This is a genomic window from Kribbella sp. NPDC054772 (assembly GCF_053611945.1).
The window spans coordinates 32,786-47,126 of record NZ_JBSHBJ010000016.1 but is presented as its reverse complement, the minus strand read 5'-3'; the positions used below and the strand labels follow the sequence as shown (position 1 = coordinate 47,126).

15 protein-coding genes are annotated in these 14,341 nt (G+C 68.8%); 7 read left to right on the top strand and 8 right to left on the bottom strand.

Annotated elements, in window-relative coordinates:
- Positions 1-84 precede the first annotated feature (84 nt).
- Positions 85-471: a DUF6153 family protein gene (locus ACWGID_RS24040; RefSeq protein WP_452200009.1), complete on the top strand. Its 387-nt coding sequence runs from the start codon at positions 85-87 to the stop codon at positions 469-471.
- Positions 472-526: 55 nt separating this feature from the next.
- Entirely contained in the window at positions 527-1,132 is a 606-nt protein-coding gene (locus ACWGID_RS24035) for a DUF305 domain-containing protein (protein WP_452200008.1), read from the top strand.
- Positions 1,133-1,154: 22 nt separating this feature from the next.
- Here ACWGID_RS24035 and ACWGID_RS24030 read toward each other — a convergent pair whose 3' ends face one another.
- A complete protein-coding gene (locus ACWGID_RS24030; RefSeq protein ID WP_452200006.1) occupies positions 1,155-1,451 on the bottom strand; it encodes a DUF2218 domain-containing protein in 297 nt (98 codons plus the stop codon).
- A 65-nt stretch (positions 1,452-1,516) separates the two neighbouring features.
- Here ACWGID_RS24030 and ACWGID_RS24025 point away from each other — a divergent pair, with 65 nt between their 5' ends.
- Positions 1,517-2,062, top strand: a complete 546-nt coding sequence (locus tag ACWGID_RS24025; RefSeq protein WP_452200004.1) for a TetR/AcrR family transcriptional regulator — start codon at positions 1,517-1,519, stop codon at positions 2,060-2,062.
- Here the strand turns inward: ACWGID_RS24025 and ACWGID_RS24020 are convergent.
- The 4 genes from ACWGID_RS24020 to ACWGID_RS24005 all read right to left on the bottom strand — a co-directional run bounded on the left by ACWGID_RS24020 (position 2,039) and on the right by ACWGID_RS24005 (position 6,807).
- Entirely contained in the window at positions 2,039-4,096 is a 2,058-nt protein-coding gene (locus tag ACWGID_RS24020) for a copper-translocating P-type ATPase (protein WP_452200002.1), read from the bottom strand. The genes ACWGID_RS24025 and ACWGID_RS24020 overlap by 24 nt on opposite strands.
- A gap of 88 nt (positions 4,097-4,184) precedes the next feature.
- Positions 4,185-5,765 carry an ABC-F family ATP-binding cassette domain-containing protein gene (locus ACWGID_RS24015; protein ID WP_452200000.1) on the bottom strand — a complete coding sequence of 527 codons (1,581 nt, stop codon included), beginning with the start codon at positions 5,763-5,765 and terminating at the stop codon, positions 4,185-4,187.
- Positions 5,766-5,913: 148 nt separating this feature from the next.
- Positions 5,914-6,120, bottom strand: a complete 207-nt coding sequence (locus ACWGID_RS24010; RefSeq protein WP_452199998.1) for a DUF6343 family protein — start codon at positions 6,118-6,120, stop codon at positions 5,914-5,916.
- Between the two features lie 15 nt (positions 6,121-6,135).
- Positions 6,136-6,807, bottom strand: coding sequence for a FadR/GntR family transcriptional regulator (locus ACWGID_RS24005; RefSeq protein WP_452199996.1), 672 nt, complete (start codon positions 6,805-6,807; stop codon positions 6,136-6,138).
- 500 nt (positions 6,808-7,307) lie between these two features.
- On the opposite strand from ACWGID_RS24005, the gene ACWGID_RS24000 reads away from it, so the two are divergent.
- From ACWGID_RS24000 to ACWGID_RS23990, 3 genes are read left to right on the top strand one after another with little or no spacing between them, the layout of a single operon-like run.
- On the top strand, positions 7,308-11,117 hold the full coding sequence (locus ACWGID_RS24000; RefSeq protein WP_452199994.1) for a multifunctional oxoglutarate decarboxylase/oxoglutarate dehydrogenase thiamine pyrophosphate-binding subunit/dihydrolipoyllysine-residue succinyltransferase subunit: 3,810 nt from the start codon (positions 7,308-7,310) through the stop codon (positions 11,115-11,117).
- A 1-nt stretch (position 11,118) separates the two neighbouring features.
- Complete coding sequence (locus ACWGID_RS23995) at positions 11,119-11,295, top strand: DUF6104 family protein (protein WP_350274116.1); 177 nt, start codon at positions 11,119-11,121, stop codon at positions 11,293-11,295.
- Positions 11,296-11,304: 9 nt separating this feature from the next.
- Entirely contained in the window at positions 11,305-12,030 is a 726-nt protein-coding gene (locus ACWGID_RS23990; protein ID WP_452199992.1) for an AAA family ATPase, read from the top strand.
- On the opposite strand, the gene ACWGID_RS23985 is transcribed toward ACWGID_RS23990, so the two are convergent.
- Complete coding sequence (locus tag ACWGID_RS23985; RefSeq protein ID WP_387782290.1) at positions 12,027-12,377, bottom strand: ArsR/SmtB family transcription factor; 351 nt, start codon at positions 12,375-12,377, stop codon at positions 12,027-12,029. The genes ACWGID_RS23990 and ACWGID_RS23985 overlap by 4 nt on opposite strands.
- Positions 12,378-12,530: 153 nt before the next feature.
- Here ACWGID_RS23985 and ACWGID_RS23980 point away from each other — a divergent pair, with 153 nt between their 5' ends.
- On the top strand, positions 12,531-13,721 hold the full coding sequence (locus ACWGID_RS23980) for a sodium:proton exchanger (protein WP_452199989.1): 1,191 nt from the start codon (positions 12,531-12,533) through the stop codon (positions 13,719-13,721).
- Here ACWGID_RS23980 and ACWGID_RS23975 read toward each other — a convergent pair whose 3' ends face one another.
- Positions 13,722-13,946, bottom strand: a complete 225-nt coding sequence (locus tag ACWGID_RS23975; protein ID WP_452199988.1) for a hypothetical protein — start codon at positions 13,944-13,946, stop codon at positions 13,722-13,724.
- Positions 13,947-14,002: 56 nt separating this feature from the next.
- Positions 14,003-14,314 carry a WhiB family transcriptional regulator gene (locus ACWGID_RS23970; RefSeq protein ID WP_452199986.1) on the bottom strand — a complete coding sequence of 104 codons (312 nt, stop codon included), beginning with the start codon at positions 14,312-14,314 and terminating at the stop codon, positions 14,003-14,005.
- Positions 14,315-14,341 lie beyond the last annotated feature (27 nt).

Sequence of the window (14,341 nt, the reverse complement as noted above, 5' to 3'; positions counted from 1 at the left end):
TACGACGGTTGTCCCGCAGCCTCACCGTCCACTGTGCACACTCGCCGGACGCCGACTGTGCAACCTGCCCTACTCTTGGTCGCGATGGCTCGTCGCTGGCACAGGCACGGAGCGCGACTGCTCCGCATACTCGGCGTACTCGTTGTGGTCGCCGGAGTGTTCGCCATGCACGGCCTCACCTCCCACCACGATGCGGCCATGGCCATGCCTGAGTCACCGATGGTGATGGAGCACACCGACCAGGCTGTCCTGCACGTCGACCCGGCCGACGAGATGCCGGGGATGGGCGGAGCGTGCCTCGCGATTCTCACCGGTCTGGTCCTGTTGCTCGCGTTGTCGCTGGCCCTGCGCAGCCTGCTGGTCTGGCGGGCCGTATGGGTGCCGGCCGCGGGTACGTGGCTGGCGGTGAGTGAGCGGTCGCCGCCGTGGCGGGCGCCGTCGTTGTCGTCGTTGGGTGTACTGCGGATATAGGCCGGCGTGCGCCGCACTTCGCCGTACCCAATTCTCGACACACCCAAGGAATATGATGACGCACGTCTACCGTACGACCGCGGTCTCGGCCACTCTGCTCGCTGCCGTCTTCGGCGTGGCCGGCTGTGGGGACTCCGACGCCGGGGGCAGCCCCAGTACGCCGGTTGCCACGTCGGCGGCCGCTTTCAACGACGCGGATGTGGCGTTCGCGACGCAGATGATCCCGCACCACCAGCAGGCCGTGGAGATGGCCGACCTGGCGTTGCGGAAGGCAACGACCGCTGACGTGAAGACGCTGGCGACCGCGATCAAGGCGGCCCAGGACCCGGAGATCAAGCAGATGTCCGGGTGGCTGACCACGTGGGGCAAGCCGGTGCCGACGCCCGGTGAACGCAGCGGGCACGACATGTCCGGGTCGATGGCCGGGATGATGACGCCGGAGGAGATGAGCGACCTCGACAAGGCGTCCGGCACGATGTTCGACCGGATGTGGGTCGACATGATGATCAGGCACCACCAGGGCGCGGTCACGATGGCCAAGACCGAGCAGACCGGCGGCCAGGACGCCCCGTCGATCGCGCTCGCCAAGAAGATCCAAGCGGCCCAGACCACCGAGATCGCCACCATGCAACGCCTCTTGGGCCGCCTCCCGGCCGCCTGAGAAACGCTTTACGCCGGGGACGTCAGGCCGGGTTCCAGCTGACCTGGAGTCCGTCCCGGCGGCCGATCTGTTCCACCCGGTCGGCGACGCGGGCGCTCTGCTGTTCGAGAGCACCCGCGTCGTCCGCCTCGACCCGCAGGATCAGCTGCTCCGGCGTCGCCCGAACCGACCAGGTCGCCGTACCGAGGTCGATGACCAGTTCCTCCGCCGACGTGGACACGACCCGCAACCCACCCGGCCTGTGCGACAGATGACTGGTGAGCTGCGCGAGGTACCGGTCCGCACGCGACGTTCCGAGACGAGCTTCGACAACGGGCATCATGATTTCCTTTTTCGATACATAGTGTCTCGATCATAGGCAGATCGTCCAGCTAGAATCCTGTCATGCCGAAGCTGTGGAACGACACCATCGCCACCCACCGGACCGCGGTGCGGGAGGCGGTCCTCGACGCGACCGCCGCGGTGGTGGCCGAGCGCGGGCTGACCGGCGTGACGATGGCCGAGGTCGCGCAGCGCGCGGGAGTCGGGCGGGCGACGCTCTACAAGTACTTCGCCGACGTCGACTCCATCCTCACCGCGTGGCACGAGCGTCAGGTCGCGGACCATCTGGAGCAGTTGTCCGAGACCTGGGAGCGGACCCACCGCATCGACGACGTACTGGAGGCTTATGCCTTCATCTGTCACGAGCACCCGCCATCCGAGCCGGCCGCCTCGCTGCATCGGTCCGAACACGTGACGCGAGCTCGTCAGCACCTGGTGGACTTCATCGCCGAGCGCCTCGGGGACGCGCGAGATGACGTGCCGCCGAAGGAGTTGGCGGCGTACTGCGTCAACGCCTTGCACGCCGCAAGCGCCGTACCGTCGAAAGCGGCGGTACGGCGCCTTGTGGCGGTGACGCTGACCGGATTACGCGGTCAGGCGCTTCGGTGACAGGTCGAGCCGGCGCAACAGTTGCGCGTTGAGCGCCACCACGATCGTGGAGATCGACATCAGCAGCGCACCGACAGCCGGCGAGACGACAACCCCGGCGAAGGCGAGCACACCCGCGGCCAGCGGGACCGTGATGACGTTGTACCCGGTCGCCCAGACCAGGTTCTGCCACATCTTCCGGTAGCTCGCCCGCGACAGTTCGATCACCGACAGGACCGCCCGGGGGTCGTCCGCGGCCAGCACCACCCCGGCGGACTCGATCGCGACGTCCGTGCCGGCGCCGATCGCGATCCCGACCTCGGCCCGGGCCAGCGCCGGCGCGTCGTTCACGCCGTCACCGACCATCGCGACCTTCAGCCCACGCGCCTGCAGTTCGGCGACCTTCGCGTCCTTGTCCTGCGGCAGCACCTCGGCGAACACCTCGTCGATCCCCAGCTCGGCAGCCACCGCGGCGGCCACCTGGTGCGCGTCACCGGTGATCATCGCGACCTTCACGCCGCGCTTGTGCAACGCAGCGACTGCCTGCCGGGACTCCTCCCGAACCTCGTCCTCGAGCGCGACCGCACCCAACACCTCACCATCGCGAACGACATGCAGCACGGCGGCCCCACGCGCCTTCCACTCGGCAACCGCAGTCGCCAGCGCACCCGGCTCGGCCAGCCCGTTCTCCCGCAGGTACGCCGGTCCGCCGACCGCGACCTCCGCGCCATTCACCAAAGCCTGTACGCCGCGCCCGGTGAGCGACCGGAACTCGGTCGCCACCACTCGCCCGCCACCAACCGGAACCCGCTCGGCATGCGCCCGCACGATCGCCTTAGCCAACGGATGCTCGCTGTCCGCCTCGACAGCCGCCGCCAGCCCCAGCAGTTCGTCCTCCGACAACGCGCCCACCGTGGCGACTCCGGTCACCGCCGGCTCACCCTTCGTCAGCGTGCCGGTCTTGTCGAACAGCACCGCGTCGATCGTCCGCATCCGCTCCAGCGCCAACCGGTTCTTCACCAATACGCCGGCCTTCGCCGCGCGCTCGGTGGAGATCGCGATCACCAGCGGGATGGCCAGCCCGAGGGCGTGCGGGCAGGCGATCACCAGCACCGTCACGGTCCGTGTGACGGCATCGTCGAGCTCACCCAGCAACGCCCAGACCACGAACGTGATCACGCCCGCGATCGAAGCGAAGTAGAACAGGAACGCGGCCGCCCGGTCCGCCAGCGCCTGCGCACGGGACGACGACGCCTGCGCCTCGGCCACCAGCCGCTGGATACCCGCCAGCGCGGTGTCGTCCCCGACCGCCGTGATCTGCACTCGCAGAGCGTTGTCGGTGGCAACAGTTCCGGCCACGACCCCGTCACCGACGGCCCGCGACACCGGCCGCGACTCCCCGGTGATCATCGACTCGTCGACCTCGGCCTGGCCGTCAACCACGGTGCCGTCCGCCGGCACGCGTCCACCGGATCGCACCAGTACGACATCGCCTGCCTGCAGTTCGTGCAGCGACACCTCGACAACCCCGTCGTCGGTCACCTTCTCCGCGGAATCCGGGAGCAGCGCGGCCAGTGCATCCAGCGCACCGGACGCGGCACCGAGCGCCCGCATCTCCAGCCAGTGCCCGAGCAGCATGATCACGATCAGCAGCGCGAGCTCCCACCAGAAGTCCAGGTCGAACCCGCCGATCTTCAGCGTCGTCACCCACGAGGCGACGAACGCCACGGTGATCGCCATCGAGATCAGCAGCATCATCCCGGGCCGCCGCGACTTCAGTTCCGCCCAGCCACCGGTCAGGAACGGGCGCCCGCCGTACAGGAAGATCACCGTCCCGAGCACCGGAGCGATCAGCCCCGACCCCGGAAACTCCGGCGGCATGTAGCCGAGCAGATCCGCAAACATCGCACTGAAGAACACCACCGGCACCGCCAGCCCCAAGCTGACCCAGAACCGATCCTTGAACTGCGCCGCATGATCCCCATGCCCGCCATGACCCTGATGTCCGTCATGACCCTCGTGCCCACCGTGCTCGTGGTGCTCGTGCTCGCTCATACCCGAGAACATACCCCTAGGGGGTATCAGAAATCAAGGCACAAGAAAGCCCCGCCACCGGTGCAGGTGGCGGGGCTTTGCCGATCGACTACAGCGGGTCGATGTCGGTGAGGGTTTCTGGGGTCAGTTCGAGCCAGCGGGTAATGCCTATTTCGCGGAGGAACGGTACGTCGTGGCTCGCGATGATCAGCGCGCCGTTGTAGGAGGCGAGGGCGTCCTTCAGTTGGGCGATGCTGGCCAGGTCGAGGTTGTTGGTGGGCTCGTCCAGCATGAGCAGCTGTGGTGGAGGCTCGGCCAGCAGTAGTGCCGCGAGAGTCGCCCGGAAGCGTTCACCACCGGACAACGTGTGCACCAACTGGTCCGCGGCCCGCCCACGGAACAGGAACCGCGCCAGCCGTGCACGCCGTTCCTGGTTCTCCGTGCTCGGCGCGAGCAGCGCCAGGTTGTCGACGACCGACAAGTCGTCGCGCAGCAGGTCGAGCCGCTGCGGGAGGTACCGGAACGGCACCAGCGGCGACTCCCCCGTCACGATCGACTGCAGCAGCGTCGTCTTCCCGGCACCGTTCGGCCCGGTCAGCGCGATCCGCTCGGGACCCCGGATCTCCAGGTCGACGTGTGCCCCGGTCCGCAGTACGTGATCCTCCAGCCGCAACACCACGCGACCGGCAGGTACGGCGGTCTTCGGCAGATCGACCCGGATGGCGTCGTCGTCGTGGACCTTGTCCTCCGCGTCGGCCAGCGCCTCCTGCGCAGAGTCGAGCCGCTCCGACTGCATCCCGAGATGCTTACCGGCCGACACCTGCGCCGACCGTTTCAGCCCACCCGCGATGATCTTCGGGATCCCGCCCTGCTCGAACGCCCGCTGCCCACGGGCCTGGCGCTGGTCCATCTTCCGGCGCGCCTCGATCAGGTCGCGCTTCTGCTTGCGGACGTCGGCCTCGGCCGCGCGCAGCATCCGCTCGGCCGCCTCCTGCTCGACCGCGACCGCCTCCTCGTACGCCGTCAGGTTGCCGCCGTACCAAGTGACCTCGCCCTTGCGCAGATCCCCGATCTGATCGACCCGATCGAGCAGCTCCCGGTCGTGGGACACGATCAGCAACGCACCACGGAACTGGTCCACGGCGTCGTACAGGTGCCGTCGCGCCCGCAGGTCGAGGTTGTTGGTCGGCTCGTCGAGCAGCAGTACGTCGGGACGCCGCAGCAGCTCGGCCGCGAGTCCGAGCAGGATCGTCTCGCCGCCGGACAGCTCGCCGACGTTGCGGTCGAGACCGATCGCGCCGAGACCGAGTTTGCCGAGCAGCGCCTCGGCGCGTTCGTCGACGTCCCAGTCGTCGCCGACGATGCCGAAGTTCTCCTCGGAGGCGTCACCCGATTCGATCGCGACGATGGCCCGCCGTACCGCGTCGATGCCGAGAGCCTGGTCGACCCGCAACGTGGTGTCGAGGGTCAGGTCCTGCGGCAGGTACCCGAGCTCGCCGCTGACCCGGATCGCCCCACGCTGCGGGGTGAGCCGGCCGGCGATCAGCCTGAGCAACGTCGACTTGCCGGCGCCGTTGCGACCGACCAGCCCGGAGCGCACCGGACCGGCGACGAACGTCAGCCCGTCGAACAGCACCTCGCCGTCGGGCCAGGCGAAGAAGAGGTCGGTACAGGACAGGGAAAAGCTCATGAGTTGTCACTCCAACTGAGGTCTCAGACGAGACCGCGCACCAGAACGGTGGCGATCGATCGATGAAGGCGAGAGCCTCAGTTCGACAACTCGAACCCCTGACGTCGGGAATGTGACAGCTGAAGCTTACGGATCCGGCCCGGCCCGATCAACCGTTTTCCGATCGTTTGCGCCAGGCAACGACCACGAGATCGACCAGAGCGACCACGGCGAACAGCCCGAAGACGACCACCCATCCGGTCGGCAGGTCGTACGCGACCGCGAGCGCCGTACTCACCGCGAACAACACCACCCCGAACGCGGACAGCACGATCCGCAGCGTCAGCGCACTACGTGGCGGAGGCGGTTCGTACATACCTCCTGTGTACGTCTAGGGAGCTTTGCGGAGCCAGGTTTCGACGCCGGCGATGTGGGCGGTCATCCAGGCGCGGGCCGCCTCGGCGTCGCCGGACTCGATCGCGTCCAGGATCGCGGCATGTTCTGCGAGGGTGCGCTCGACAGCGCCGCCCTGCGTGACACCGCGCCAGATGCGGGCCCGCTGGGTCGCGCCGGAGATGCCGTCGAGGAGCGAGCAGACGACCTCGTTGCCGGTCGCCTCGGCGATGCCGCGGTGGAACTGCAGGTCGTTCGCGACCAGTTCCTCGACCGAGGCGTCCGGCGCCAGGTCACTGGTCAGCAGCCGCAGTTCGGTCACCTGGTCCCGGGTGATCCGGGTTGCCGCCAGCGCCGCGACGCCGGGCTCGAGCAGGCGGCGTACCTCGAAGAACTGCAGGACCGAGTCGTCGCGGTGCAGGTCGACCATGAAGTTCAGCGCGTCCAGCAGGTGCCCCGAGTCGAGACTGGTGACGTAGGTGCCGTCGCCGTGCTTCACGTCGAGCACGTTCACCAGCGTGAGCGCCTTGACCGCTTCGCGCAGCGAGTTCCGCGACAACCCCAGCCGGGCAGCGAGGTCCGCCTCCTTCGGCAGCCGATCCCCCGGCCCCAGTTCCCCCGAGGTGATCATCCCCTTGATCTTGACGATCGCCTCATCCGTCAGTGCCATCTCGTCAGTATGCCCGCCGAGCGGACCGCGGCAGCGGTGTTCGGCGCGCGGGAACGGATGAAGGCCAATCATGCCCGAGTGGACTGATTTGTAGCGTGACGTTGGCCACACGAATGTTCGATGGTGATCGTCACAGGGGGCGAGTGCGCAGCTGCATACAGTGCACATCCAGCGCCCATCCACGCTCAGCCGAGGACCTGATGAGGACCAGCTGAGAACGCCGGAAGTCCACCACTGCAAGGACTCCCGTAGCCGCGGCCGCTGCTCTCTCGTTGATCCGGCGGTGAGAGCCGGGCGTGTGGGCTGAAACACCTTTGTGGGCAGTGTTTCAGGCGCCGATGGATCCGGCCGCCGGGGCCCGACCACTCGACACACTGGTCCGATGGTCCCGAGCTGTGGAAGTGGTCCGCGTGCTATTAGCCTTTGCTTGGGACACCACCCATAACATCAGGATTAGCACCCGCGGTACCGGACCGAAATCGGAAGAGGCGAACTGCCCAGTGGCCACCGAGCCATCAGACACAAATCCCCTAGCAGCCTTCGGTGCGAACGAATGGCTGGTCGACGAGCTGTACGAGAAGTACCTGCAGGACCCGACATCGGTGGATCCCGCGTGGTTGGACTTCTTCAAGACGTATACGCCAGGTGACGCGAAGCCGGTGAACACCACCCCGGCCGACGCTCCCCGGCCGGACGCGGTGTCCGACAACAAGACGCCCGAGGCGCCGAGCCGCGGTACGACGCCGTCCGCGCCCGCCGCGAGCGCTCCCGCCGCCGCCGCGTCCGCGCCTGCCGCGCCCGCCGCCAAGCCCGCGACCCCGGCGCCGGCGCAGGCCGCCGTACCGGCCGCGCAGGCTCCTGCCGCGAAGACGGCGACTCCGACCGGAGGAACGGTGAACCAGCCGCCCAAGGCCCAGCCCAAGCCGGCCGCCCCCGCGGTCACCGACGCCGAGCGGCAGATCCTCCGCGGCGCCCCGGCCCGGACCGCGCAGAACATGGAGACCAGCCTCACGGTCCCCACGGCGACGAGCGTCCGCGCGGTCCCGGTGAAGCTGCTGATCGACAACCGGATCGTCATCAACAACCACCTCAAGCGCGCCCGTGGCGGCAAGGTGTCCTTCACGCACCTGATCGGCTGGGCGCTGGTCAAGGCACTGAAGACGCTGCCGGACATGAACGCGTCGTACGACGAGACCGAGGGCAAGCCGACCCTGGTCCACCCGGCGCACATCAACCTCGGCCTGGCCATCGACATGCAGAAGCCGGACGGCACCCGGCAGCTGCTGGTGCCGTCCATCAAGGGCGCCGAGGAGATGTCCTTCGCCGACTTCTGGATGGCCTACGAGGACATCGTCCGCCGGGCCCGCGACAACAAGCTCGCGCTGCCGGACTTCCAGGGCACCACGATCAGCCTGACCAACCCGGGCACGATCGGTACGCAGCACTCGGTGCCGCGGCTGATGACCGGCCAGGGCTGCATCATCGGCGTCGGCGCGATGGAGTACCCGCCGGAGTACCAGGGTGCGGCCGACGAGACGATGGCCAAGCTCGCGGTCAGCAAGGTGATGACGCTGACCTCGACGTACGACCACCGGATCATCCAGGGCGCCCAGTCGGGTGAGTTCCTGCGCCGGATCCACCAGCTGCTGCTCGGCGGCGAGGGCTTCTACGACGAGATCTTCCAGAGCCTGCGGATCCCCTACGAGCCGATCCGCTGGGCCGCCGACCTCCCGCACAGCCACGAGGAGGACATCAGCAAGCAGGCCCGGATCCTGGAGCTGATCCACGCCTTCCGGGTGCGCGGCCACATCATGGCCGACACCGACCCGCTGGAGTACAAGCAGCGCAGCCACCCGGACCTCGACGTCGCCACCCACGGCCTGACGCTGTGGGACCTGGACCGCGAGTTCGCCACCGGCTCCTTCGGCGGCAGCGACCGGCGGTTCATGAAGCTCCGCGAGATCCTCGGGATCCTCCGCGACTCGTACTGCCGGACCACCGGCATCGAGTACATGCACATCCAGGACCCCGAGCAGCGCAAGTGGATCCAGGAGCGGGTCGAGCGCCCGCACACCAAGCCGCCCCGCGAGGAGCAGCTGCGGATCCTGGCCAAGCTGAACGAGGCCGAGGCCTTCGAGACCTTCCTGCAGACCAAGTACGTCGGTCAGCGCCGGTTCTCGCTGGAGGGCGCGGAGACCACCATCCCGCTGCTCGACGAGCTCTGCGAGGAGGCGGCCGGCGCCGGCCTGGACGAGGTCGCGATCGGCATGGCGCACCGCGGCCGGCTGAACGTGCTGGCGAACATCGTCGGCAAGTCCTACGGCCAGATCTTCCGCGAGTTCGAGGGCAACATCGACCCGCGGACCGTGCAGGGCTCCGGTGACGTCAAGTACCACCTGGGCGCCGAGGGCGAGTTCGTCTCCGAGTTCGGCGACAAGATCAAGGTCTCGGTGGCGGCGAACCCGTCGCACCTGGAGACCGTCGACCCGGTGCTCGAGGGCATCGTCCGGGCCAAGCAGGACATCCTGGACCGCGGCGCGGCCTTCCCGGTGCTGCCCCTGCTCGTGCACGGTGACGCGGCGTTCGCCGGCCAGGGCGTGGTGGCGGAGACGCTGAACCTGTCCCAGCTGCGCGGCTACCGCACCGGCGGCACGATCCACGTGATCGTGAACAACCAGGTCGGCTTCACCACCTCGCCGGCCTCGTCCCGCTCGTCGATGTACTCCACCGACGTCGCGCGGATGGTGCAGGCGCCGATCTTCCACGTGAACGGTGACGACCCCGAGGCCTGCATCCGGGTCGCGGACCTGGCCTTCGAGTACCGCCAGGCGTTCAACAAGGACGTCGTCATCGACCTGGTCTGCTACCGCCGCCGCGGTCACAACGAGGGCGACGACCCGTCGTTCACCCAGCCGCTGATGTACGACCTGATCGAGCAGAAGCGGTCGGTCCGCAAGCTCTACACCGAGGCCCTGATCGGTCGTGGCGACATCACGATCGAAGAGGCCGAGCAGGCCATGCAGGACTTCCAGCAGCGCCTCGAGCGGGTGTTCGCGGAGGTCCGGGAGGCAAAGAACGAGCCCGACACGCCGCCGCCGTACGTCACCGCTCCGGAGTACCCGAACAAGCCTGAGGGCCCGGACGCGACCGCGATCAGCCGTGAGGACCTGAAGAAGATCGCCGACGCGTACACCACGCTGCCGGAGGGCTTCACCGTGCACCCGAAGGTGCAGCCGCAGCTGCAGCGCCGGGCGCACGCGATCACCGAGGGCCCGCTGGACTGGGCCAGCGCGGAGATCACCGCCTTCGGCTCGCTGCTGCTCGACGGCCGACCGGTCCGCCTCGCCGGCCAGGACAGCCGCCGCGGCACGTTCGTCCAGCGGTTCGCCGCGGTCATCGACCGCGTGAACGGCCAGGACTACGTCCCGCTGCAGCACCTGGACGAGGCGAACCAGGGCAACTTCTACGTCTACGACTCGCTGCTCAGCGAGTACGCCGCACTCGGCTTCGAGTACGGGTACTCCGTGGCGCGGCCGGAGGCGCTGACCCTGTGGGAGGCGCAGTTCGGCGACTTCGTGAACGGCGCCCAGTCGATCATCGACGAGTACATCTCGTCCGGTGAGGCGAAGTGGGGCCAGAAGTCCGGCGTCGTGCTGCTGCTCCCGCACGGCTACGAGGGCCAGGGCCCGGACCACACGTCGGCCCGGATCGAGCGGTTCCTGCAGCTCTGCGCCGAGGACGCGATGACCGTCGCGCAGCCGTCGACGCCCGCGTCGTACTTCCACCTGCTGCGCCGGCACACGCTCGGCGAGGAGCACGTCCCGATGATCGTCTTCACGCCGAAGCAGCTGCTGCGGCGCAAGGAGGCGGTGTCGCAGCCGGAGGAGCTGACCCACGGCACCTTCCGGCCGGTCATCAACGACCCGGAGGCGGAGGCGAACCCGGGCGCCGTCGAGCGGGTGATCCTGGCCTCCGGCCGGATCGTGTACGACCTGCTGGCGGAGCGGAAGAAGGTCGAGCCGGACAAGATCAGCACCGCGATCCTCCGGGTCGAGCAGCTGTACCCGCTGCCCGCCGACGAGATCGTCGCCGAGCTGGCGAAGTACCCGAACGCGACCGAGATCCGCTGGGTCCAGGACGAGCCCGCGAACCAGGGCCCGTGGCCGTTCATGGCGCTGAACCTGACCGAGCACCTGGGCGGCAAGCCGTTCTACCGGGTGTCCCGGCCGGCCATGTCCGCCCCGGCGGTCGGCTCGCACGGTGTCCACGGCACCGAGCAGGCCACGCTGCTGAAGCAGGCGTTCAGCTGACGTGTACTTCACCGACCGCGGGATCGAGGAGCTCGAGAAGCGACGCGGCGAGGAAGAAGTCTCCCTCGCCTTCGTCGCCGACCGGCTGCGCGAGTTCGTCGACCTGAACCCCGAGTTCGAGACGCCCATCGAGCGCTTCGCCACCTGGCTGGCGCGCTTGGACGACGAGGACGATTAGTCTGAGTGGATGCCCTTCGCCGATCAGCCCGTACGACGGGTTGCCGCGGCGGAGGGCATTCGTCTGTCCGGACGCTGGCCACACACCATCCCAGCCGTCCACCAACTACTGACCGACGGTCTGGATCTCGACCCGGGTGTCACGTTCCTCGTCGGTGAGAACGGCGCCGGGAAGTCCACGCTCGTCGAGGCGATCGCGGTCGCCTTCGGCCTGTCCCCGGAAGGCGGCTCCACCGGCGCCCGGCTCACCACCCGCGCCACCGAGTCGTCCCTCGCCGACGACCTCCAGATCACCCGCGGCGTCGGCGGGAAGCGCGCTGGTTTCTTCCTCCGCGCCGAGACGATGCACGGCTTCTACACCTACCTCGAGCAGAACCCGAGGACCTCGGGTCCGCCGGACATGGCCTTCCACGAGCTCAGCCACGGCGAGAGCTTCCTGAACCTGATCAGCGACCGCTTCACCCGCCAGGGCTTCTACTGCCTGGACGAGCCAGAGTCCGCGCTGTCGTTCTCCAGCAGCCTCGCGGTGGTCGGCGTACTGAACCAGCTGGCCGCGACCGGCTCACAGGTGCTCTGCGCCACCCACTCCCCCGTTATCGCCGCCCTCCCCGGCGCGACGATCCTCGAGGTCGGCGACTGGGGCATCCGCCGCACCACGTGGGACGAACTGGAGCTGGTCCAGAACTGGAAGGCCTACCTGCAAGCACCGGAGCGGTACCTGCGGCACGTCCTCTAGTCCGTGTGCGGCGGTCTGGTGCGGCGGGGTGGGTCGGGGGCCAGGGAGCCGTCGGGGGCGATGTGTTCGAAGATCTGGTCGACCAGGTTGAGGACGTGCGGGTCGTCGACGGTGTAGATGTGCCGGCGACCCTCGCGGCGGGCGGTGATGATCCCGGCGAGCCGGAGCTTGCCGAGGTGCTGGCTCGCGGTCGCGATACTCACGCCGACACGGTCCGCCAGGGTGCCGACGTCGTACTCCCCCTGCGCGGCCAGCGACACCAGGTGCAGCCGGACCGGAGCGGAGAGCATGGCGAAGGTGCCCGCGGCGGATTCGAGCTGCGCCTTCGTCGGTTCAGGGTTGGTCATCGCGCAGTCATTGTGACCGCTGGACCGGTCTCCGGACAGCGCGCCGGGCCGAGGTGAGGACGGTCTCACACTTTCGCAATTGCGAAAGTATCAAAACCGAGGCAGGATGGAACCATGTTCCGAGCGCTCCGCCCCGTCTTATTGCTGCTCCTGGTGGCGATCCCCGCAGTCGCCCTCCGGCTCACCGGCACCCACCCGCCGGCACTGGCCTCGATCGCGATCTTCGGCCTCGCCGTGGTCGCCGCATCGTTCGTGCTGGCGTGGGCGGCAGAGGCCGCGGAGATGGACATCTCGGGCGGTCTGGCGATCGCGCTGCTGGCGGTCATCGCGGTCCTCCCGGAGTACGCGGTCGACCTGTACTTCGCGCACACCGCCGGCTCCAACCCGGACTACGTGCAGTACGCCGCCGCCAACATGACCGGCTCGAACCGGCTGCTCCTCGGCCTCGGCTGGTCCAGCGTCGTCCTGATCAGCCTGTACGTCGCCTCCCGGCGCAGCGGGCGCACGGTGAAGGCCCTCGTCCTCGAGTCCGGGTACCGGCGTGAGCTCGGCTTCCTCGCGGTCGCCGGCGTGGTCGCGTTCGTGATCCCTGTGACCGGCGAGATCCACCTGGTGCTCGGCATCCTGCTGCTCGCGTTCTTCGCCTTCTACCTGTACCGCGCCGCGATGTCGGAGCACGACGAGGAGCCCGACCTGATCGGGCCCGCGGCAACCATCGGCGCACTGCCGAAGGTGGCCCGCCGGATCACCGTGACCTCGATGTTCCTGGTCTCGGCCGGCGTCATCCTGGCGGCCGCGGAGCCGTTCGCGGACTCCCTGGTCGCCGGCGGCCGCTCGCTCGGGATCGACCAGTTCCTGCTGGTCCAGTGGCTCGCGCCGCTGGCGTCGGAGGCACCGGAGTTCATCGTCGCGATCCTGTTCGCCTGGCGGGGCAAAGGCGCGGCCGCGCTCGGCCTGCTGATCTCGGCCAAGGTGAACCAGTGGACCCTGCTGATCGGCAGCCTCCCGATCGCGTACGGGATCGGTGGCGGCGGCGCCGCGCTGCACCTGGACGGGCGGCAGATCGAGGAGTTCCTGCTGACGGCCACCCAGACGCTGCTGGGGATCGCGATCCTGCTGAACCTGCGCTTCCCGCGCTGGGCGGCGTGGACGCTGCTGGGGCTGTTCGCGGTGCAGTTCGCGGTGCCGGGCCAGACCGGTCGGTACGTGATCAGCGTGATCTACCTGGCGCTGGCGATCGGCGCGGCGATCCACAACCGCAAGCAGCTGATCCCGACGATCACGGCCCCGTTCCGCCGTACCGCAGCCGTCGCCGAGACGGAACGCGAGCAGGTGCTGGTCTGATCACATACCGACCGTCGGACCCTTCGTCCGGGCACGGTAGCTCCGCAGCCCGGCCGTCTGGCCGACGCTCTGTCCGTCCGGGCTGTTGGGGTACTTCCGGCTGCCGTCCTCGTTTGTCGGCAGCTGGGGTCCCCGCCTGGTCCCGGACCTCAGCTCGGCGGCCAGTTTCGCCGCGACCAGGTCCTGGACCGTGGGGGGCAGCTGGGCAGGGGTGTTCTCGCTCATGACGCTCCTTGTGCGTGCCGGCCTTCGGCGCAAGCTACCAGAGCGGCGGGGTCCCGTCAGCTGGCCTGCTGTTCGCCGATCACGTCTGGCGTCAGGACCGGGCGGGTACGGCGCTCCTGCGGGCCGGGGCGGCCACGGCGGCGGCCGGAGAGGAACTTCTCCCCCGCCGCGGTGCCGGTGAACTTCGTCCGCCGGGCCCATTCCCGGCACTCGTCGATCACCGGGCAGGAGGTCAGGCACACGGCCTGCGCCTTCCGCTGCTCCCAGTGGCTCGCGTTCTCGTCGTACGACGGTGCGTTTCCGACGCACGCGGCCTTGGTCATCCAGCGGTCAGCCGGGTCAACGATCACCGTCAAAGTAGGCCTCATGGGCTCTGCGCTCCTCATCGATCAGGC